This window comes from Enhygromyxa salina (assembly GCF_000737335.2).
Taxonomy (GTDB): domain Bacteria; phylum Myxococcota_A; class Polyangia; order Nannocystales; family Nannocystaceae; genus Plesiocystis; species Plesiocystis salina_C.
The window spans coordinates 1-20,469 of sequence record NZ_JMCC02000138.1 but is presented as its reverse complement, the minus strand read 5'-3'; the positions used below and the strand labels follow the sequence as shown (position 1 = coordinate 20,469).

Here is a 20,469-nt window from a genome sequence, read left to right as displayed (position 1 = left end):
CGAGCATCCAAGTGGCCGTTGCGTGGCGTCGCGTCGCGTGGCGTCGCGTCGCGTCGCGTCGCGTCGCGTCGCGTCGCGTGGCGTGGCGTCGCGTCGCGTCGCCCAAGAGGCCGTCGATGACAACCCGCTCGCAACCCGAGCCGGGCGTGCGCAGGCGATGCTCGAGAGACGCCCGCGAAACCAGCGGATGCCGGCAGGCGTAAACAGTTGCCCGCACGAGTGGTGCGGTGGTCGACCAAGACGCCCCTCGATCCCGAGCGCGTAGCCGCCGTCTCGAACGACGAGAAGCGCACAGAAGACCCGTGAGGGTCTCTCCGGGCACAATAAGAGGGCGTTGCGAGTGCCCGACCGAAGCCACAGCCCGACCTCGCCGACAGCGATCCATGACAACGCAAATTAGCGTCTTGAGCCCTCCGTGCCCGGAGGGACCCTCACGGGTCGTGCGCGCTGTCCGATCAGCACATCGACCCCCGCAGACCCCAAGAGCACGACCCGAACTCTAGCGAACGAGGTGGGCGAAGGCGTGGACGTAAGAGGCGATCCCGCCCTTCGCCTGCCGCCAGTCAAAGGTCTCGTTGGGCGCGTGGTAGCCGTGCTCGGGCAGGCTCAGCGGCAGGAAGTGGATCGGCACCCCAAGCACTCGCGCCATCTGAGGCACGGCCCCGATCGATCCGCCCTCGCGCACCAGTGCCGGCTCGCGCCCAAACCCCTGCGTCATCCCGTGGACGATCGCCTCGTGGATCGGACCCGTGATGTGACCCTGGTAGGGCTCGAAGCTGCCCAGCTCCCGAACTTCTACCGCCGGATTGAAGCCCTTCACGAACGCGGTCAGCCGGTCCAGCAGCGCCGCCGGATGTTGATTTGGGACCAGTCGGAAGCTGACCTTGAGCTCGCCGTTGGCGGGGATCGTGCTCTTGATCCCGGGCCCGGTGTACCCGCCAACCAACCCGTGGATCTCGAAGGTGGGTCGCGCCCACAGCCGCAGCATCATCTCGAGCGGGACGTCGCTCTCGAGCTGCTCGAGCCGGTGGGACTTGCGGAAGTACTCCGCGTCAAACCCCGTCCGCAGGTAGCTCTCAACCTCTTGTTGGGACGGCGCGAGCGCGTCGAGCCGCCAGAATTCGGCGTCGCCGATCGCCGAGGCCAAGTTGGCCAGCTCGCGCAGCGGGTTGCGTGCGACGCCGCCGGTCAGCCCCGAGTGGGTCTCGGCTTCGCCGGTCCGCAAGCTCAGCGAGACCAGCAGCCCGCCGCGCAGCCCGGTCGAGATCGCCGGGTGTCCGGCGCTTGGCCAGATCGTGTCGGACACGATCACGGCGTCGCCCGCCAGCAGCGACTTGCGAGCCTCCAAGATCTCGCCAAAGTTGGGGCTGCCGATCTCTTCTTCGGTCTCCCACAACAGCACCACTTCAATGGGCAGCTCGTGCTGGGCGACCCACTGGGCCGCTCGCAGGGCACACAGCGCGGGGCCCTTGTCGTCCGTGGTGCCGCGGCCCATGTACACGACCTCGCGCTGAGGATCCTCGCGGACCTCGAACCGGAACGGGTCGTCCTGGTCCCAGTTCGCCGCGGTCGCGGGCTGAACGTCGAAGTGGTTGTAGACAACGATCCGCGCCTTGGGGGCCGGATGACCACCGCTCGAGAACCGGGCGATCAGAGCGGGCGTTCCGGCGCTCGGGACGATCTCGACCTCGGCCCCCGACTCTCGCATCAGCGCGGCGGCGACCTCGACACCGGCCAAGATCGGGCCCTTGTCGGTGACGCCGGGGCTTATCGTTGGTTGCTCGACCAGGGACCGCAACGACGCGCGGAACCACGGTTCAGACTCGGATACAAATACGGGCAGATCAGCGAGGACGTCGGACATGGAGGCTAGCTGGCGCCTTCATATCACGAGTCCCGGCCCGCCCGCCTCCGCGGGTTTTTCGCGAAGGTCGTGGCGGACCACGCGGTATGCCACCCGCGCGCGCTCAGCCTTGCGCAGCGCGCAGCTGCGCGTCGAGCCATGCGCGACGAGCGTTGAGCTTGAGCATGGTCGCGTCTTGGATCGACGCGCGCGCGTGCTGCTGCAGCTCGCTCGTGACCTCTTCATGGTCCGCGCGCGCAGCCTCGACTTCGACCTCCCACGAGCGTAGCGCACGCTCGGTCAAGATCGTGACGACGCCGGCCTCGGAGACCTCGAGGAAGCCCGCGCCAACAGCGAGCCGGCGATCGGCGCCCTCGTAGCGAAACCGGACCACGCCAGGGACCACCGGGGTCAGAAACGGAATGTGCCGAGGCCGGACGCCCATCTCGCCGAGCGCGGCGGGCAGCTCGACGCCCTCGACCTCGATCGGGCCGTGGTCGCCGCCTGACTTGTCGCCCTCGGCCAGGCGCAGATCCACGCGCCCGTCGGGGGTCAAGATGTCGAGCTGGAGGTACTCGGCCATGGCTAGCTCGCCTTCTTCTCAGCGGCGAGCTTCTTGGCGGCCTCGTCGAGCAAGCGCTTGTGATGCGCGGTGACCTCGTCGATCCCGCCCTTCATGTAGAAGCAGACCTCGGGCACGTCGTCGTGCTTGCCTTCGAGGATCTCCTCGAACGAGTCGATGGTCTGGTCGCGGGTCAGCTGGCGGCCGTCGGCGCCCGTGAAGATCTTGGCGACGTCGAACGGCTGGCTGAGGAACTTCTGGATCTTGCGCGCGCGCGCGACCAGGACCTTGTCCTCTTCCGAGAGCTCGTCCATGCCGAGGATCTTGATGATGTCCTGCAGCTCTTTGTACTTCTGCAGGACCCGCTGGACCTCGCGGGCGATGTTGTAGTGACGATCGCCAACGACCTCGGGGGTCAAGATCGTGCTCGACGAGTCGAGCGGATCCACGGCCGGGTAGATGCCGATCTCGGTCAGCGCGCGGCTGAGCACGGTGGTTGCGTCGAGGTGGGCGAAGGTGGTCGCCGGGGCCGGGTCCGTGAGGTCGTCGGCCGGGACGTAGATCGCCTGCACCGAGGTGACCGAGCCGGCCTGGGTGGTGGTGATCCGCTCTTGCAGCGCGCCCATCTCGGTCGAGAGGGTTGGCTGGTAGCCGACGGCGCTGGGGATCCGCCCGAGCAGGGCCGAGACCTCGGAGCCGGCCTGGGTGAACCGGAAGATGTTGTCGACAAACAACATCACGTCCTGGTTCATCTCGTCGCGGAAGTACTCGGCCTGGGTCAGCGCCGACAGGGCCACGCGGGCGCGGGCGCCGGGCGGCTCGTTCATCTGGCCGTAGACCAGGGCGACCTTGGACTTGTCGGTGTTGACCTTCTTGACCACGTTGTTCTCGTGGTCGACGTCGGCCTCGATGACGCCCGACTCGATCATCTCGAAGTACAGGTCGTTGCCCTCGCGGGTCCGCTCGCCGACGCCAGCGAACACCGAGAAGCCACCGTGGGTCTTGCCGACGTTGTTGATCAGCTCCTGCAAGAGCACGGTCTTGCCGACGCCGGCGCCACCGAACAGGCCGATCTTACCGCCGCGGCGATACGGTGCGAGCAGATCGATGACCTTGATGCCGGTCACGAAGGGCTCGACCTTGACGCTCTGCTCGACGAACTCGGGGGCCTTGCGGTGGATCGGGCGGAACTCGGTCGCGCCGATCGGGCCCTGCTCGTCGACCGGATCGCCGACGACGTTCATGATCCGACCGAGCACGCACTGGCCAACCGGCATCATGATCGGGCCGCCGGTGTCGCGGACTTCCATGCCGCGGACCAAGCCGTCGGTGGTGTCCATTGCGATCGCCCGGACCGAGCGCTCACCGAGGTGCATGGCGACCTCGGCGGTGAGGTTGTTCTCGCGATCGCTGATCGACGGGTTGGTGACGTGCAGCGCGTTGTTGATCTCGGGCAGCTCGCCGTCGAACTCGACGTCGATGACCGGGCCGATGACCTGGGTGATCCGGCCAGCCCGGACCGGGGCCTTGGACGCAGCAGCGCTCGGCTGGGCGCCGACAGCGGGGCTGGGCGTGGGCGAGCTCGAGAGCGGCGGCGAGAACAGCGAGTTCTTGGTGTCGTCAGACATGAGAGTTCTCCGGGGGTCGGGGGCGGCCTGCGCGACCCGGTTAGGACTTGAGGGCTTCGGCGCCGCCAATGATCTCCATCAACTCACTGGTGATGGCAGCTTGGCGCTCGCGGTTGTACTGCAGCGTGAGCTCGCCGATGAGCTCAGTGGCGTTGTCTGTCGCGGAGTCCATCGCCGTTCGGCGGGCGGCGACCTCGGCGGCGACGGAATTGTAGAGCGCCTGCTGGATCGCGGTCTCGACCGCGACGGGCAGCAGGTGATCCAAGAGCTGTTTGGTGTCGGGCTCGAACGCACGGATCGCGTGGGTCGCCGCGGCGCGGCCGGAGTCCGGCCGGTCGTCGCCTTCGCCGCTCGAGGTCTCGGCGGGCTCGGGGATCGGCACCGGCAGCAGCTTGTCGCTGTGGACCTCTTGGGTGATCACGTTGCGGAAGTAGTTGAAGACCAGGCGAACCTCGTCGACCTTGACGGTGGACATGGTGTCGCCGACGCCGTCGCCGTCTGTGTCTTCGAGCTCCCAGGTCCCTTCGAACAGCGCCATGGCCTCGAGCGCGACCTGCTTGGCGGTGTCGACGACCTCTTCGGACTTGGTGGGCGCGGCGTGGTGCGCGAGCGCGGCCTGGTTGTAGGTCTTGAGGTAGGCCCGGCCCTTGCGGCCAACGGTGATCACGTGGACTTCGCGGCCCTGCTCGCGCAGGCCCTTGATGTCACGCTCGACCTGGCGGTTCACGGCGGAGTTGAAGCCGCCGCACAGCCCACGCTCGGAGGTGACGACGATGAAGCCGATCGCGCCCGGCTTGGTGTCGGAGCCCGGCATCACCAGGTGGCTGGGCGCCGCCGGAGCGACGGCGCCACGAAGCATCGGGTGCATCGCGCCGGGATCGTCGATCTCGGCCAGGATCTCGCTGACGATCGACGCCATGCGGACGCCGTATTGCCGCGCGTTCTCCATCGCCGTTTGCGCGCGACGCAGACGCGCCGCCGCGATCCGGCTCATCGCCGAGGTGATCTTGCGCGTGCTCTTGACCGAGCCGATGCGGTTGCGGATTTCCTTGAGGTTGGCCATGGCGAGGAGGCGAGGAGCGCGTTCTAGCGGCCGATCACTCGGACTTGTTGACGACCGGCGCCTTCCACTGATCGCGGAACTTGATGATCGCGGCCTCGAGCGCCTCGTCGGCGGCGATCATGTCGGGCTTCTTGCTGGCCTTGCGGATGTCGTCGAGCAACGCGGAGCGCTCGGCCTTCATCCACTTGTGCAGGTCGGCCTCGAACGGCCGGATGTGCGGCACCGGGACCGCGTCGAGCAAGCCCTTGGTCCCGGCGAACACCGTGACGACCTGCAGGGCCACGTCGAGCGGCTGGTACTGCGACTGCTTGAGCAGCTCGACCAGACGCTCGCCGCGGGCGAGCTGGGCGCGGGTCTCGGCGTCGAGATCCGAGGCGAACTGGGCGAAGGCCTCGAGCTCGCGGTACTGGGCCAGCGTGGTCCGCAACGGGCCAGCGTGGCGCCGCATCATGCCGATCTGCGCCGAGCCACCGACCCGCGAGACCGACAGACCCACGTTGATCGCCGGCCGCACGCCGCGGTGGAACAGGTTGCCCTCGAGGAAGATCTGCCCGTCGGTGATCGAGATGACGTTGGTGGGGATGTAGGCCGAGACGTCGCCGGCCTGGGTCTCGATGATCGGCAGCGCCGTCAGCGAGCCGCCGCCCTCTTTGTCGGACAGCTTGCAGGCGCGCTCGAGCAGGCGGCTGTGCAGGTAGAACACGTCGCCGGGGTAGGCCTCGCGCCCGGGCGGGCGGCGCAGCAGCAGCGACAGCTGCCGGTAGGCCACGGCCTGCTTGGAGAGGTCATCGTAGATCAGCAGGGCGTGGCCGCCCTTCTTGAGGAAGTACTCGCCGATCGTGACGCCCGTGTAGGGGGCCAGGAACTGCAAGGGCGCAGACTCGGAGCTGCCGGCGACCACGACGATGGTGTACTCCATCGCGTTCTCGCGGCGCAGACGCTCGACGAGCGAGGCGACGGTCGACTGCTTCTGACCGATCGCCACGTACACGCAGACCATGTCCTGGCCCTTTTGATTGATGATCGCATCAATCGCGATGGCGGTCTTGCCGGTCTGGCGGTCGCCGATGATCAGCTCGCGCTGGCCACGGCCGATCGGGACCATCGAGTCGATCGCCTTGAGGCCGGTGAGCATGGGCTCGTGGACCGACTTGCGGGCGATGATGCCGGGCGCCTTGACCTCGACTGGGCTGGTCTGGGCGGTCTTGATCTCGCCGAGCCCGTCGATCGCCTCGCCGAGGGCGTTGACGACCCGGCCCTTGAGCTCTTCGCCCACCGGCACCGACATGATCGCGCCGCTGCGCTTGACGGTGTCACCCTCGCGGATGAGGTGGTCGTTGCCGAGCAACGCCACGCCGACGTTGCCTTCTTCGAGGTTGAGGACCATGCCCCGCACGCCGTGCGGGAAGTCGAGCATCTCGCCGGCCATGGCCTTGGACAGGCCGTAGACCCGGGCGATGCCATCGCCCACCGTGAGGACCGTGCCGGTCTCTTCCACGGTGGTCGAGGTGTCGTGACCCTGGATCTGCTCGCTGATGATGCGGCTGATTTCGTCGGCTCGGATTTCCATCTGTACGGTCGTCTTCTATCCGCGCAGGTTGCTGCGGAGCTTGTCGAGGGAGGTCCGCACGCTGCGGTCGAGGGTGTAGCTGCCCACGTGGGCGACGAGGCCACCGATGAGCTCGGTGTCGACCTCGGTTTCGAGCAGGACCTGCTTGCCGGTCGCGGTCTCGAGCGCCTTCTTGATGCGCCCGGTGGTGCTTGGGTCGACCGCCGTGGCGGTCTTGACCGTGGCCCGGATCCGGCCCGCGAGCTCGTCGACGAGATCGCGGTAGTGCAGGTAGATCTGCGCGATGCCGCTGATGCGGCCGCGCTCGAGCACGAGCTCGAGGAACTTCTTGACGTTGGGGTCGGCCCCGATCCGGCCAAGGATCGCGTGGAGGATCGCGCGACGGTTGGCGAGGGTGTGGTGGCCGGCGGCGAGGACCTTGATCAGGTCGCGCTCGCCCGAGGGGTCGCGGGGGTCGTGCGTCTTGCAGGCGGCGTGGAAGTCGCCGAGGTTCTGCAGATACTTGTCGCGCGCCGTTGGTGTGGCCGCGAGCTGGATGAGAGCTCGCGCGTAGCGCTTGGCCAGGCTGCCGCTGATCATCAGTTTGCTCCCCCGATGGTGGCCGACGACACCTCTTCGACCCACGCGTCGACGAGCCGACGCTGGTCGGTGCCGCCGAAGCTGGCACGGATCGCCTGTTCGGCCCGCTGCATGGCTTGGTCGACGATCTCGCGCTCGAGCTCGGCGCGGAACCGGGCGGCCTCGCGCTCGGCCGCGCGGGTTGCTGCGACCTTGACCTTTTCAGCTTGCTCGGCCGCGTCGGCCAGGATCCGAGCGTGTTCGGCCTCGGCAGACTGCACGGCGTGGGCGCGGATCTCGACGATCTCGGACTCGAGCGCCGAGAGCTTGGTCTCGTACTCCAGGACCAAGGCCTCGGCCTCGGCGCGAGCCTTGGTGGCGCGCTCGAGCTCGAGCCGGATCACGTCGCTGGCTTCTGCGTTGCTGCGTCGCAGGTTTTGAAACAGCAGCTTGTTGAGGACCAGCATCAAGACCACGAAGTTGATCAAGATGATGAGGAAGCCGGTGCGGCCGTCCTCGCCAGGTCCGCCCAAGAAGCCGTCGCCCAGCCACTTGATGCCGCCAGCGTGCTCGGCCCCGTGGTCTGCAGCGTGCCCAGCGGCGTGCTCGGCTTCGCCGTGGGGCGGGCTTGCGAGCGCGACCGCCAGCGGAGCCAGCCACACCAGCGCGAACGCGGCGATGCCGGAGGTGTATTTGTTGAGCGCGTTCATGCCGACCTCCCGAGGATCTGCTGGGCGATCTCGTTGGCCAGCGAGCTGACCTGACCGCCGAGCTCACCGCGAGCTTGCTCGGTCTGCTGGGCCAAGGCCTGCTTGCGAGCGTCGAGGGCCTGATTGGCCTCCGCACGCGCGGCGCCGACGATCTTGGCTTCTTCGAGCTCGGCCTCGCGGCGGCGATCCGAGCGGAGCTCCATCGCCTCATCGCGGGCCTTGGCGAGCCGCTGTTCGTACTCCTGGCCGGACTGCTCTGCCTGCGTGCGCAGCTGCGTCGCGTCAGCCAGCGCCCCGCCGATCTGTTGGGCCCGCCGCGCCTTGACCTCGAGCCACGGCTTGAACAGCAGCGAGTTCAGCACGACGAACAACAGCAAGAACAGGATCGCCTGAAGAAAGATCGTGTTGTCGATGTCGACGACCGGCAGCGACTCGGAGGCGACGAGGAGCGCGGTATTGGTCATGGTGGTCCGGCGTCTCCCCGATAGACTTCGGGTGGACGGCGGCTGGCAGGTAGCATGTGGGCGAACCGGCGTCAACGGAGCGAAGCGCGTGTGAGCCCACCCCCAAGAACGCGCGCCAAGGTCACTCCTGCGGGGCGCTAGCGGCCGGGGCCTCGTCGCCCGACATCTTGCAGTGCCCTTCGAAGAAGGATCCGGTCTCGATGGTCAGGTTCGGCGTAGAGAGGTTGCCCGTCACCCGAGCCGGCGCCTGGATTGTCAGGGACTCGCTCGCCGCCACATCCCCCTGCAGCTTGCCCTTCACGACCACCGTCGCCGCGACGATGTTGGCCTGAACCTCCGCGCTGTCCCCGATGATCAGCGTGCCCTCGGTCTGGATCTCCCCCGAAAACCGACCATCAATCTGGACGGTCCCCTCGAAAGTGAGCTTTCCTTCAAACCGAGACCCCCTCCCAAGCACAGTAGTAATTTCGGATGACGGGTTCATTGGCTTCTACAGGCGCGGACGAGGCTGCTACAGGCGTGGACGAGGCTGCTATAGGCGTGGACGAGACTTCTCGCCCACTTGCGGTGCGGCGGGGGCGGACTGGACCGTCAGCGGGAAGCGATCCCCCGAACCTCGGGCATCGCAATATCAGCCCGCACCGTCGCCCGCAACAAGATCAACCCCGTGGTGGGCAAGATCTCCCCCCGCTGCCCAGATCAACCCCGCGCTGGGCAAGATCTCCCCCGCGGTGCCCAGATCACCCCCGAGCTCGGCACAGAGCGTGTGGCCTCTCCGGCCGCGAGTTGCCCGAGTTACGGGCGACAGATCTTGCCGAGCAGTTGGTGCCCGTGGTTCCGCGGGTCGCTTCCCACCGACGGTCCAGTCCACCCCCGCCGCCCCGCAAGTGGGCGAGAAGTCTCGTCCACGCTTATAGAAGCCTATAATAGCGTCCGCCGCGCTGGGGCCTTGGCAGGGTGTGTCTAGGGGTGTGCGGCTGAGTGCCTAGAATGGCTTGTATCGGCTGTATGGAGGGTTTTTGGACTGGTCGTTGGATCGGAGGTCGCCAAGACATGGAAAACCCTGCGGGTCTCCCATACGCTTCGCCGGCGTGTCGATGATCGAAGACAGCGGGCCCCAGCCACACACGGGGGACGAGCGAGCCGAACCGCAGATGGCGTTGGCAACTTGCTTCGCCCGCGCGCGGCCGATCCTCAACGCGTTGGTCACTGGCGTCAAAGAAGGTGACGCGGTGATCGTCGCGACGGATCAGAATGGTTTCCCGGTTGCGCAGCGCGTGGTCGAGCGTCCCAAGGACTTGCCACACGCGGTGGTGATCGGTCGGCACAACCGCTGCGCGCTGCCGATCCCGAACGACAGTCGCGTGAGCCTTCGCCACCTGTTGTTGACGGGGTGGCCTGGGCAAGGGCCGATGCGCTTTCGTGGCTACGATCTTGGTGGCCGCGCGGGGGTGATCCTCGCAGATGACAAACGAGTGCCAGGGTTCTCGGCGTATGGGCAGGTCGCGCTCGCGTTCGGCAGAACGTCACTGTTCGTGCTGCCCGGAGGGGCAGTCGGACGCGACATGCTCGCTGGTGACGACGCGGAGTCCTTCCGCAAGCTGACAGGGCTCGACACTTCTGGCGGTGGACACAGGCTCGCGATCTCGGCGATGGCCGAGCCCGGCGTGGCAGAGATCGGCGGGTACCGACCGATCGACATCGAGGTGCGCCCGGATCCGCGTGGGGTCCTGCGGCTGCGCTCGGTCAAGGCTGGCAGCCGCGGGCGCTCGACGAGTCGCGGGCGCCGACGCGATGACTCCGGCCAAACCCGCGAGCTCCAGATCGACAGCGAGCAACTGCAGCGCGGCCTGCTGATCGGCCGCTACAGTGATCGCTGCTCGCTGGCCGGCCAAGGCCGCAACCTGTCGCGGGTCCATGCGCTGGTCACGGAAGAGACCCCGACCTCGCTGCTGGTCTACGATCTCGCCAGCACCAACGGTGTGCGGCCCGCCGGGCAGAGCGAAGGTCCAAGCCACTCGGTGGTGCGGCTGACGGCTGATGATCCGTGCATGCTCGGCCACTTCGAGCTCAGCTGGGTCCCCGCCGAAAAACCAATCATACATTAGTCATTACCCCCCCGGCCGCTTTCGCACTGCGGGTCACTCGCTCCGCTCGCTCCCAATCGGCCGGTTGTGCGCGGGGGCATGTGTGGCCCCCTGGAAGGGGGCTCATCCTTCCCTCCGGCCGCCTTCGCACTGCGGGTCACTCGCTCCCAATCGGCCGGTTGTGCGCGGGGGCATGTGTGGCCCCCTGGAAGGGGGCTCATCCTTCCCTCCGGCCGCCTTCGCACTGCGGGTCACTCGCTCCCAATCGGCCGGTTGTGCGCGGGGGCATGTGTGGCCCCCTGGAAGGGGGCTCATCCTTCCCTCCGGCCGCCCTTCTTCTTCGCGCTGCGAGCACTCGGCTCGCGCTGCGGGGGGCTCATCGCCTTTCTTCTTCGCGCAGCGAGAGCCGAGAGCCCCCCGCTGCGCGAGAGCCGAGTGCCTCCCGCTGCGCGAGAGCCGAGTGCCCCCCGCTGCGCGAGAGCCGAGTGCCCCCGCGCTGCGAGATCCGAGTGCCCCCGCGCTGCGAGATCTGAGTGCCCCCGCTGCGCGAAGAAGGAAAGGCGGCCGGAGGGGAAGATGAGCCCCCTCCCAGGGGGCCACACATGCCCCCGCGCACAACCAGCCGATTGGGAGCGAGCGGAGCGAGTGACCCGCAGTGCGAAGGCGGCCGGGGGGGTAATGGAAGCTCTTGGTAATGACTAGACTGAGGAAACGTGCTAGGTCCGCGTCCGCAGGGCCGGGTTGCCGGCCCGCAGCGAGGATTTGTCACGATGAGCAGCGCCACGCCAACGAGCGCCCCGCCCTTCGACCGGCTCGTCAAAGCCCTGACGTCCACGATCTCCTTGAAGATCGTCATGGCGCTCACGGGTCTGGCCGGCGTCGGCTTCATACTCTTCCACATGGCGGGGAACCTTCAGGTGTTCCTGGGCCGCGACGCGTACAACGACTACGCGGAGTTCATGCAGGGGCTCGGCGCGCTCAAGTGGGTCGCGCGCGGGGGTCTGCTGACGGTCCTGGGGCTCCATGTGGGCGCCGCGGTCGTCCTGATCCAGCGCAACCAACGGGCCCGGCCAGAGCGCTACGCTGGGCTCGAGCAAAAGCGGACCTCGCTGGCTGCCATGTACATGGCGGAGCTCGGCATGGTGCTGCTGGCGTTCATCGTCTACCACATCGCCCACTTCACGATGGGCGTGGTCAGCATCGAGTTTGGTGGCGTTGACTACTACGCGCTGCAGCAGGTCACCGAAGAGTCAACCCGCCGCGACCTGTACGCGCACTTCATCGTCAGCTTCCAGCAGCCGGGGATTGCGATCACGTACATCGTCGCCAACATCGCCCTGGCCGCGCACCTCGCCCATGGGGTGACGTCGACCTTCAAGACCGCAGGCATCGCCGTGGGTCGCTGGAAGCTGCCCTTCGAGGTCGCTGGCCCGGCGATCGGTGTGATCGTGGGCCTCGGCAACATCTCGATGCCGCTCGCGATCTGGGCCGGCTTCATCGGAGGACACTAGACATGAAACTCGACGCCAAGATCCCCTCGGGTCCCGTCCAGGACAAGTGGGACAAGGCCCGCTTCGAGCTCAAGTTGGTCAACCCGGCCAACAAGCGGCACCACAAAGTGATCATCGTCGGGTCCGGCTTGGCCGGGGCCTCGGCTGCAGCCACGCTCGCTGAGCTTGGCTACGATGTCGAGTGCTTCTGCTTTCAAGACAGCCCGCGCCGCGCTCACAGCATCGCAGCCCAAGGTGGCATCAACGCCGCCAAGAACTACCAAAACGACGGCGACAGCGTCTATCGGCTGTTCTACGACACGGTCAAGGGCGGCGACTACCGCTCGCGCGAGGCCAACGTGTACCGGCTGGCGCAGGTGTCGGTGAACATCATCGATCAGTGCGTCGCGCAGGGCGTGCCGTTCGCCCGCGAGTACGGCGGCGTGCTCGCCAACCGCTCGTTCGGCGGCGCGCAGGTGTCACGTACCTTCTATGCGCGGGGCCAGACCGGCCAGCAGCTGCTGCTTGGGGCCTACTCGGCGCTCAACCGGCAGATCGCCCACGGCAAGGTCAAGATGCACCCGCGCACGGAGATGCTCGACCTGGTCGTGGTCGACGGTCACGCGCGCGGCATCATCACCCGCGATCTGATCACCGGTGAGATCCGGCCATGGGCCGCGGACGCCGTGCTGCTGGCGACCGGCGGCTACGGCAACGTGTTCTACCTGTCGACCAACGCGAAGAACTGCAACGTCACCGCGACCTACCGGGCGTACAAGCGCGGGGCCGGGTTCGCCAACCCCTGCTTCACGCAGATCCACCCAACCTGCATCCCGGTCAGCGGCGACTACCAGTCAAAGCTCACCTTGATGTCGGAGTCGCTGCGCAACGACGGCCGGGTCTGGGTGCCCCGCAACAAGGCGGACCTGAACAAGGCGCCGAAGGACATCCCGCCCGAGGATCGCTACTACTACCTCGAGGAGCGCTACCCCAGCTTCGGCAACCTCGTCCCCCGCGACGTGGCCTCGCGCGCGGCCAAGAAGGTCTGCGACGACGGGTTTGGCGTCAGCAAGACCGGCGAGGCCGTGTACCTGGACTTCGCCACGGCGATCGAGCGCGACGGCAAGCCGGCGATCGAAGATCGCTACGGCAACCTGTTCGAGATGTACGAGCGCATCAGCGGGGAGAACCCGTACAAGACGCCGATGCGCATCTACCCGGCCGTGCACTACACGATGGGCGGGCTGTGGGTCGACTACAACCTGATGAGCAACGTCCCCGGGCTCCACGTGCTCGGTGAGGCCAACTTCTCGGATCACGGCGCCAACCGGCTCGGCGCCTCGGCGCTCATGCAGGGCTTGGCCGACGGCTACTTCGTGATCCCCTACACGCTCGGCAACTACATCGCGACCGAGTACACGGGCGAGGTCAGCACCAAGCACCCCGCGTTCGCCCGGGCCGAAGCCGAGGTCCGCGAGCGCCAGCGCAAGCTGCTGGAGATCGGGTCCAAGAGCGGCAGCTCGCGCAAGAGCGTCGACTACTTCCACCGCAAGCTCGGCAAGATCATGTGGGAGTACTGCGGCATGGCCCGCAACGCGGCCGGGCTGCAAAAGGCGCTCACGCAGATCCCCGAGCTGCGCGAACAGTTCTGGAAACAAGCGTACGTCCCCGGCGGCGCCGACGAGCTCAACCCCTGGCTCGAGAAGGCCGGCCGCGTCGCCGACTTCCTCGAGTTTAGCGAGCTGATGTGCCACGACGCGCTGTACCGCGACGAGTCCTGCGGCGGTCACTTCCGCGAGGAGCACCAGACCGAGGAGGGCGAGGCCGTGCGCCGCGACGACGAGTTCGCCCACGGCGCGATCTGGGAGTACGCCGGCGTCGGCACGCCGCCCACGCTCCACAAGGAGCCCCTCGAGTTCGAGAACGTCAAGCTGACCACGCGGAGCTACAAGTAGCGATGGACATCAAGCTCAAGATTTGGCGGCAGAGCGGGCCCAAGCAGGCCGGCTTCTACGAGGACCACCGGGTCGTAGCCGATCCGCACATGTCCTTCCTCGAGATGCTCGACGTGCTCAACGAGCAGCTGCTCGAGGCGGGCAAGGATGCGGTCGCGTTCGACCACGACTGCCGCGAGGGCATCTGCGGCGCCTGCTCGATGGTCATCAACGGCAACCCGCACGGTCCCCGAGCCGGCACCACCGCGTGTCAGCTGCACATGCGCGAGTATCACGACGGCGACGAGATCGTGATTGAGCCGTGGCGCGCGGCGGCGTTTCCGATCATCAAGGATCTCGTCGTCGATCGCAGCGCGTTCGACCGGATCCAACACGCGGGTGGCTACGTCTCTGTTGGCACTGGCTCGGCGCCCGACGCCAACACGATCCCAATCGGCAAGCGCGAGTCCGACGAGGCGTTCGACTACGCCGCGTGCATCGGCTGTGGTGCGTGCGTGGCGGCGTGCCCCAACGCTTCGGCGATGCTGTTCGTCAGCTCGAAGGTGGCGCACCTGTCGCTGCTTCCCCAGGGCAAGGTCGAGCGCAAGGTTCGCGTGCGCAAGATGGTCGCGGCGATGGACGCCGAGGGCTTTGGTGGCTGCACGAATCACGGCGAGTGCTCGGCCGCGTGCCCCAAGAGCATTAGCGTAGACGCGATCGCGCTGCTCAACCGCGAGTACATGTTCGCCGGTCTCGCTCGCGATTGAGCACAGTCATTGGGTGTCCTTTTGGGCACCGATTGATCTATTTCCACACTCGGACCCAATTGCGGGCTCGAGGGTGGATTGTCGCGCAACCGTATTGATTGAGACTGGGCTACCATCACCACATCTACGCGCCGCACAACTCGTCGGGCACGCCCGCACAGCAACCGCCACGCACGGAGCCAACACGCAGCGTGTTCGGTCCGCGGCGGTTTCGGATCTTACAAAAGCTGACCAGCGGTGAGCCGGCGGAGCTGTACCTCGCCGAAGATCGTCACCTGTGTCGGCCGCTCACGCTCAAGCTGCTCCACGCCAACACCAACTACGATCCGATCGCGGCCAAGCTGCTCGAGCGCGAGGCCAGGTTGCTCGCGCGCATCGACCACCCCAACGTCGCCGCGGTGCTCGATCTAGGGGTGCTCGGGACCGAGCTGTGCATGACCTTGCAGGCCGTGGGTGTCGACGGCTTGAGCGAGTGGCTCGCAAACAATCAGCCTGGCCAAGCGCAGGTGCTCGCCGTCCTGCGTCAAGCGGGACAGGGGCTCGCGGCGGCCCACGCCGTTGGCGTCGTGCACGGTGACCTGATCCCCGCGCGGGTGCGGATCGATCGCTTTCAAAATGTTCGGCTCGTCGACTTCGAGCGGGCCCGCGACCTCGCGCCCGAGCCCGGCGCGTGGGAGCGCCAAGGTCCGCCGCTGCTCGTTGACTTGAACTACGCCGCCCCCGAGACCCGCGACCGCGAAAAGGGCCGTCACGATCGGCTCAGCGACCAATACAGCTTCTGCGTGTTGGCGTGGGAGGCCCTCACCGGCCGCCGGCCGCCGCACGACGTCGAGCAGCACGTTGGCCTTCGCGGGCATCGGCGCGAGCCGGCGTACAAGGTGCTCGCGCGCGGGCTGTCCCACAACCCGACGGCGCGCTGGCCTGACATGGACCAGCTGCTCGAGGCGCTCGAGCGGGCTGGCTCCAAACGTTTCCTGTTTTGAGCGCAGGCGGCTTGGCGCTTCGCGGGGCGCTCGCTTCGCGGGTGTGTGGCCGCTAGCGGGCCCGGAAGAACAGCGTGATCGTGAGGCAGTGGAACTCGCGGTCGGAGCTCTGGGTGACCACGGTGTCGACGACTTCGATGTCCTGCGTGTTGGCGTCGAGCCAATCGGTGATGCGCTCGCCGAGCGACTCGCGCTCGCGTGCTTTGGTCGCAGAAAACACCTTCACTCCGCTGTACGACGCCGACATATCCTGATCCTGATCGGCCTCGGATTTACCACCCGGGCTTTCGATGTCAAAGGAAAAATACACGTAGGATGAATTCGCGGCGGCGTGATTTCCGAGCTACGAACACGGCCGCGAAGGACCGATCATGACCGAACACGACGCGTGGAGCACGGTGCGAGTGGCGATGCCGCAGATCGGGACGGACGAGGCGTCGCTGACCGCGGCGACGGAGCAGCTCGAGGGCCTCGCGGCGTTGCTGGCGAGCCATGACGACGTGGGTGGGGTCGAGACTCGCGATCCAACATGCATCGCCGAGGGACCCGACTTCGTTCGGGTCGAGCGGCCCGAGCTCATCGCCTACACGACCCCAGCTTGCCGCGCGGCGATCGAGACCGCGGCGCGAGAGCTCGCGGTCACGCTTGGGCTAGAGGTCCTCGTCGACGCCGAAGATCACCACGGCGACGACTGGCGCGACGCGTGGAAGCGCTACTACCGATCACTCTACTTTCGCGCGGGCGCGAGCGCGTTCATGGTCCGGCCCAGCTGGATCCCGCGCGAGGCCGATGATCCAAGCTGCGAGCTGATCTTGGATCCTGGCCGGGCGTTCGGCACCGGGCTGCACGAGAGCACGCGCCTGTGTCTGCAGGCGCTGGTCGAAGTCGCGGACGCTGCGAGCGAAGCCACGCGGCCGCGACGGGTGATCGATCTTGGCTGCGGCTCGGGGATCCTCGGGCTCGCGGCGCTGCGGATCTGGCCCGAGCTCGAGTCGCTGTGCCTCGCGGATCACGACCAAGAGGCCGTCGACACCACAGGTGAGAACGCCGAAGCCAACGGCATCTCGATCGGCGAAGGGTCGCCGCGGCTGGAGCTGCGTCAGCTCAGCCTTGGCCCCGATCCCATCAACCCCGCGCTCGAGCCCGCGGCTTTGGTGTTCGCGAACATTCGACCCTCGGTGCTGATCCCGGCCGCGGCGACGATCACCAGCGCCGTCACCCCCGGCGGCGTGCTGATCCTGTCGGGGATCCTGGAAGAAGAGGGCGACGAGGTGCTGGCTGCGTACACGCAGATCGGGCTGTTGTTGCGCGGGCGGCCGCGCGAGGCGGACTGGTGCGCGCTGGTGCTGGAGCGTCCTCGAGCCGGGTCGGCAGCAAGGTGAGCGTTCGGGCGTTCGCGCCAGCTGGGGCTGACCCGCTGCAAGCTGGGAGCACGCTCGAGCTCGACGACGAGGAGTCGCGCTACCTCATCAAGGTTCGGCGCGTGCGGATTGGCGAGGCGCTCGAAGTGTTCGACGCGGGCAGCGTTTGGATCGGGCGCCTGGTCGCCGCGGGTCGGCGCGCCCGCGTGAGGATCGACGGGCCGCGCCCGCCCGGTGCGCCGGTCCCGACCCGCGTGGTCCTGCTTGGCCTGCCCGACGCCGCGGCCACCCTCGAGGCCGTCACCGGTGCCTGCGAACTAGGCGCGACGCAGCTGGTGTTCGTTCGCTGTGAGCGGAGCAGCGGTCACCTGCCCTCGGCCGGAAGGCTCGAGCGAGTGATGCGGGCCGCGATGCGCCAGTGCGGTCGACCCTCGCCCCCCGAGCTCCTCGGCGCTCCCCCAGCGGAGCCATGGTCACTCGCCAACGCCCTCGCCCACCACCCCCAACTCCCAGGCGTGTTCGGCAGCGTCGATGATCGCGACAACCTGACCAGCTTGATCGACTCACGGGCCACAGAGCCGGCCGAGCCACCAATGCCCAAGGTTCCGCGGCTAGCTTCCCACCGAGGGCCCCCCAAACCCAGCCGCCCCGCAAGTGGGCGAGAAGTCTCGTCCGCGCCCATAGACCCCTCGTCCGCGCCCATAGATCCCTCGTCCACGCCTATAGAAGCCCTTCGGTTGCTGGTGGGACCCGAGGGTGGGCTGACGCCGGCCGAGATCGAGGCCGCAGCGGCTGCGGGGTTTGTGCCGACCCGCCTCGGGCCGTGGATCCTGCGGACGCCCACGGCCGTGGTCGCCCTGCTCGCGCGCTTTGGGTCGGCGCCCGCGGGGGTGTAGGTGGGCTGCGTGAGCATGCGCCGCGAGCTGGTGACGGTCCCGGTGCGCGGCGCCGCTGGCGGTGTTAGTGTCCCCGGCGTGCGCCACCGGCCCCCGACGCGCCATGCCGAACCCGGTCAGGCGAACCGTCAACGACCCCGCGAAGTGACGCGTCCAAATCACCACTCGCGAAGCGGAGCTCCAGCGTGAGCGTCGAACAACCTACGCCCGACGTGGCGACTGACGTGGCGACTGGCGTGGCACCGCGCGTAGCGACTGAGCCGGCGAGCGAGCCGGCGAGCGCTCCGGCTGCGCAGGCCAACAAGCCCAAGCGCGTGCCCGTGCGGCGGCGCCCGATGCCATGCCCGCACTGCGACGCCGAGCTCGAGCGTGAGCTCGCCGCTGCCGCGACCGCAGCGTGCCCGCACTGCGAGCGCCCGCTGATGCCGGTCGAGGTCGCCGGGTTCTGGCGTCGCTGCGCTGCCGGTCTGATCGACCTCGCGCTGCTCAGCGTCACCGCGGGACCGATCGCCTGGGGGCTGCATCGGCTGATCGGCTCGGTGCCGCTCGCCCCCGACGCGCGCGGGCTCGACTTTGCCCTGACGCTGTTCGCGACGGACGTCAGCGTGTTGCTGCTGCGCGCCGGTCCGGTGTTGGTGCTCGTTGGCCTGTACCTCATGATCAGCGTGGCGTGGACGGGCCGCACCCTGGGTCAGCGGCTGCTCGCGGTTCGCATCGTGGATCGCCACGGCCAACCGCCGAGCGTCGTGGTCGCGGTGCTGCGGGCCCTCGCGCAGCTCGCTGGAACTCTTGCCGCAGCCCTGGGCCCGGCGTGGATCGCCTTCAGCAGCGAGCGCCGGGCGATCCATGATCTGGTCTCGGGCACGTACGTCATCAGGGCAGTCAGGGTGGTCTCCGGGTGAGTCAGCTGCTCGCACACCTGCGCGCCACCGGGGCCGTCGACGAACAGGCGCTGCAGTCGGCCGTTCGCCGCCAGCAGATCTACGGCGGCTCGCTCGACACCGTGCTGCTCGAGCTCGACTTGCTCAGTCCGCTCGCGCTCAGCGAGGCGATCGCCGCTGCCAACGAGTGCGAGGCGGTCCCGGTCGCGCTGCTCGAGCCCGGGCCCGAGCGCCCCTGGGCCGCGCTGCCGTCGGCGCTGCTGGACCTGGGTTGGGCGATGCCGCTGCGTCGCCACATGGCCTACGTTCAGGTTGCGATCCACCCAGAGATCCCGCCCGAGCAACGCAGCGAGCTCGAGCGCTCGGTCGAACATCTGCAGGTGTTTGTCACTTGTGAAGCGTGCCTGGCCAAGCTCGCCGCCGAGCGGCGCGCGTCGGTCATGCCCCAGCGCTACGCGGTCTTGGCCGTGCGTTGGGTCCAGACCCTCGCGCGCCTGCAGACCACCCCAGATCCCGAGCCGGCCCGCGATCCCGCCGCCCCCGCGCCATGGATGACCGCGGCCCCCAACACCGCGCCGTTCAAGATCCCCTCGCCGCAGACGCTGACGGCCAGCAAGTCGGACCCGGTGTTCAAGCCCGTGGGCGCCGGTCCCAAGCCGCCCGACAGCGCCGAGGACGAGTCCCAGCCAAACCCGGCGGGCCCGGTCAAGCGCAACCCAACGTTCTTGTACGGCCTGCCCGTCGACGACGACGACGACGACACGCCGCCGCCCACCAGCGAGCCAGAGCCAGCGCCAGAGTCAGCGCCAGAGTCAGCGCAAATCCCCGCGCCCCCCCGAGACGAGGACACGCCCACGCCGCGGCCGGCGGTCAACCGTGGCGTCGAGCCGCGCGCCAGCGCGTCGCTGCCCGAGCGGCTCGCGGGCCCGCGCGCGGAGCTCGAAGCCGCGACGACCCGCGACGAAGTCACCAGCGCGCTGGTCCGCGCGGCGTTGGTCGTGAGCCCGCGCGTGGCCTTGTTTGGGGTCAAGCGCGAGGGCTTGCGGGGGCTCGACACCGCCGGCCAGATCCCCGGCATCACGGATCAGCTGGTCGAGTTCAGCCCCAAGGTCGAGGCCGCCGTCGAGGGCCAAGAGCCGCTGTTGCGCGTGACCGATCTGGATCTGCGGATCGCCGTTGGCCAAGAGATGGCGGTCCCCTGCTTGTTCGTGCCGATCAAGGTCCACGATCGGCCGGTGCTGATGCTGTACTTGGACCGCGGCGGCGATCCCTTCACCGCCGAAGAGTCCGAGGCCAGCGCGGATCTGTGCGAGGGCGCCGGGCAAGCGCTCGAGGGCGTGCTTCGACGCATGCGCGGCGAAGAAGATGTCCCTGCCGCCACACCAGCGCCCGCGGCTGCGCAGCCACCTCCAGCCGCCGCGCCAGACACTACCCCCGTGGCCGCGCCGCCAGAAAAGCCAAGCGTGTTCGCGCCGCCGGGAGCTTTGCTGCCGCCCGGCGTGTTCAAGCCGCCCGCAACCTTCCAGGCGCCCGGCGCCGTCAAGCCGTTCGTCCCGCCTGTCGCGAGTCCACCGGATCCGCCAGCTCCGCCAGCTCCGTCGGCCAGCCCCGCGCCGCCACCCCCCAGCGCGCCCACGCCAAGCGCGGAGGCTTCGCCCGCCCCGGCCGAGAT

The 20,469-nt window shown here is 68.2% G+C and carries 18 protein-coding genes and 1 pseudogene; 9 read left to right on the top strand and 10 right to left on the bottom strand.

Going from position 1 to position 20,469, the window contains the following annotated elements:
- Positions 1-499 precede the first annotated feature (499 nt).
- From DB30_RS36575 to DB30_RS36535, 9 genes are all read right to left on the bottom strand, one after another.
- Positions 500-1,864 carry a M20/M25/M40 family metallo-hydrolase gene (locus DB30_RS36575; RefSeq protein ID WP_052558005.1) on the bottom strand — a complete coding sequence of 455 codons (1,365 nt, stop codon included), beginning with the start codon at positions 1,862-1,864 and terminating at the stop codon, positions 500-502.
- Positions 1,865-1,967: 103 nt separating this feature from the next.
- Positions 1,968-2,426 (bottom strand): F0F1 ATP synthase subunit delta/epsilon, encoded by a 459-nt coding sequence (locus tag DB30_RS36570; RefSeq protein WP_052558003.1) that lies wholly within the window; start codon positions 2,424-2,426, stop codon positions 1,968-1,970.
- Between the two features lie 2 nt (positions 2,427-2,428).
- Complete coding sequence (gene atpD, locus DB30_RS36565; protein ID WP_052558001.1) at positions 2,429-4,033, bottom strand: F0F1 ATP synthase subunit beta; 1,605 nt, start codon at positions 4,031-4,033, stop codon at positions 2,429-2,431.
- A gap of 40 nt (positions 4,034-4,073) precedes the next feature.
- Positions 4,074-5,096 (bottom strand): ATP synthase F1 subunit gamma, encoded by a 1,023-nt coding sequence (gene atpG, locus DB30_RS36560; protein ID WP_052558000.1) that lies wholly within the window; start codon positions 5,094-5,096, stop codon positions 4,074-4,076.
- A 34-nt stretch (positions 5,097-5,130) separates the two neighbouring features.
- On the bottom strand, positions 5,131-6,666 hold the full coding sequence (atpA, locus tag DB30_RS36555; RefSeq protein ID WP_052557998.1) for a F0F1 ATP synthase subunit alpha: 1,536 nt from the start codon (positions 6,664-6,666) through the stop codon (positions 5,131-5,133).
- Positions 6,667-6,681: 15 nt separating this feature from the next.
- Positions 6,682-7,245 (bottom strand): ATP synthase F1 subunit delta, encoded by a 564-nt coding sequence (atpH, locus tag DB30_RS36550; RefSeq protein WP_052557997.1) that lies wholly within the window; start codon positions 7,243-7,245, stop codon positions 6,682-6,684.
- A complete protein-coding gene (locus DB30_RS36545; protein WP_052557996.1) occupies positions 7,245-7,934 on the bottom strand; it encodes an ATP synthase F0 subunit B in 690 nt (229 codons plus the stop codon). The genes atpH and DB30_RS36545 overlap by 1 nt, the downstream gene beginning before the upstream one ends.
- On the bottom strand, positions 7,931-8,398 hold the full coding sequence (locus tag DB30_RS36540; protein ID WP_052557994.1) for an ATP synthase F0 subunit B: 468 nt from the start codon (positions 8,396-8,398) through the stop codon (positions 7,931-7,933). Before DB30_RS36540 ends, DB30_RS36545 begins: the two co-directional genes overlap by 4 nt.
- Before the next feature lie 121 nt (positions 8,399-8,519).
- A complete protein-coding gene (locus DB30_RS36535; protein WP_052557992.1) occupies positions 8,520-8,882 on the bottom strand; it encodes a bactofilin family protein in 363 nt (120 codons plus the stop codon).
- A 613-nt stretch (positions 8,883-9,495) separates the two neighbouring features.
- Here DB30_RS36535 and DB30_RS36530 point away from each other — a divergent pair.
- The 5 genes from DB30_RS36530 (at position 9,496) to DB30_RS36510 (ending at position 15,659) form a co-directional block, all read left to right on the top strand.
- Positions 9,496-10,506, top strand: coding sequence for an FHA domain-containing protein (locus tag DB30_RS36530; RefSeq protein ID WP_338082228.1), 1,011 nt, complete (start codon positions 9,496-9,498; stop codon positions 10,504-10,506).
- Positions 10,507-11,255: 749 nt separating this feature from the next.
- Complete coding sequence (locus tag DB30_RS36525) at positions 11,256-11,996, top strand: succinate dehydrogenase cytochrome b subunit (RefSeq protein ID WP_052557988.1); 741 nt, start codon at positions 11,256-11,258, stop codon at positions 11,994-11,996.
- Positions 11,997-11,998: 2 nt separating this feature from the next.
- The gene (locus DB30_RS36520; protein WP_052557985.1) at positions 11,999-13,930 is read left to right on the top strand and encodes a fumarate reductase/succinate dehydrogenase flavoprotein subunit; all 1,932 of its coding nucleotides are present in this window, start codon (positions 11,999-12,001) and stop codon (positions 13,928-13,930) included.
- Between the two features lie 2 nt (positions 13,931-13,932).
- Positions 13,933-14,676 (top strand): succinate dehydrogenase/fumarate reductase iron-sulfur subunit, encoded by a 744-nt coding sequence (locus DB30_RS36515; RefSeq protein ID WP_052557983.1) that lies wholly within the window; start codon positions 13,933-13,935, stop codon positions 14,674-14,676.
- A 98-nt stretch (positions 14,677-14,774) separates the two neighbouring features.
- Positions 14,775-15,659: a serine/threonine protein kinase gene (locus tag DB30_RS36510; RefSeq protein WP_052557981.1), complete on the top strand. Its 885-nt coding sequence runs from the start codon at positions 14,775-14,777 to the stop codon at positions 15,657-15,659.
- Between the two features lie 52 nt (positions 15,660-15,711).
- Here DB30_RS36510 and DB30_RS36505 read toward each other — a convergent pair whose 3' ends face one another.
- The gene (locus DB30_RS36505; protein ID WP_052557979.1) at positions 15,712-15,906 is read right to left on the bottom strand and encodes a hypothetical protein; all 195 of its coding nucleotides are present in this window, start codon (positions 15,904-15,906) and stop codon (positions 15,712-15,714) included.
- A 124-nt stretch (positions 15,907-16,030) separates the two neighbouring features.
- On the opposite strand from DB30_RS36505, the gene DB30_RS36500 reads away from it, so the two are divergent.
- The 4 genes and pseudogenes from DB30_RS36500 to DB30_RS36485 form a co-directional block, all read left to right on the top strand.
- Entirely contained in the window at positions 16,031-17,041 is a 1,011-nt protein-coding gene (locus tag DB30_RS36500) for a 50S ribosomal protein L11 methyltransferase (RefSeq protein ID WP_052557978.1), read from the top strand.
- Complete coding sequence (locus tag DB30_RS42600; protein ID WP_052557976.1) at positions 17,038-17,916, top strand: RsmE family RNA methyltransferase; 879 nt, start codon at positions 17,038-17,040, stop codon at positions 17,914-17,916. The genes DB30_RS36500 and DB30_RS42600 overlap by 4 nt, the downstream gene beginning before the upstream one ends.
- 185 nt (positions 17,917-18,101) lie before the next feature.
- Positions 18,102-18,818 carry an RDD family protein gene (locus DB30_RS36490; protein WP_146662241.1) on the top strand — a complete coding sequence of 239 codons (717 nt, stop codon included), beginning with the start codon at positions 18,102-18,104 and terminating at the stop codon, positions 18,816-18,818.
- Positions 18,815-20,469, top strand: a pseudogene (locus DB30_RS36485) (hypothetical protein); the annotation flags it as partial. The gene DB30_RS36490 and the pseudogene DB30_RS36485, both read left to right, overlap by 4 nt.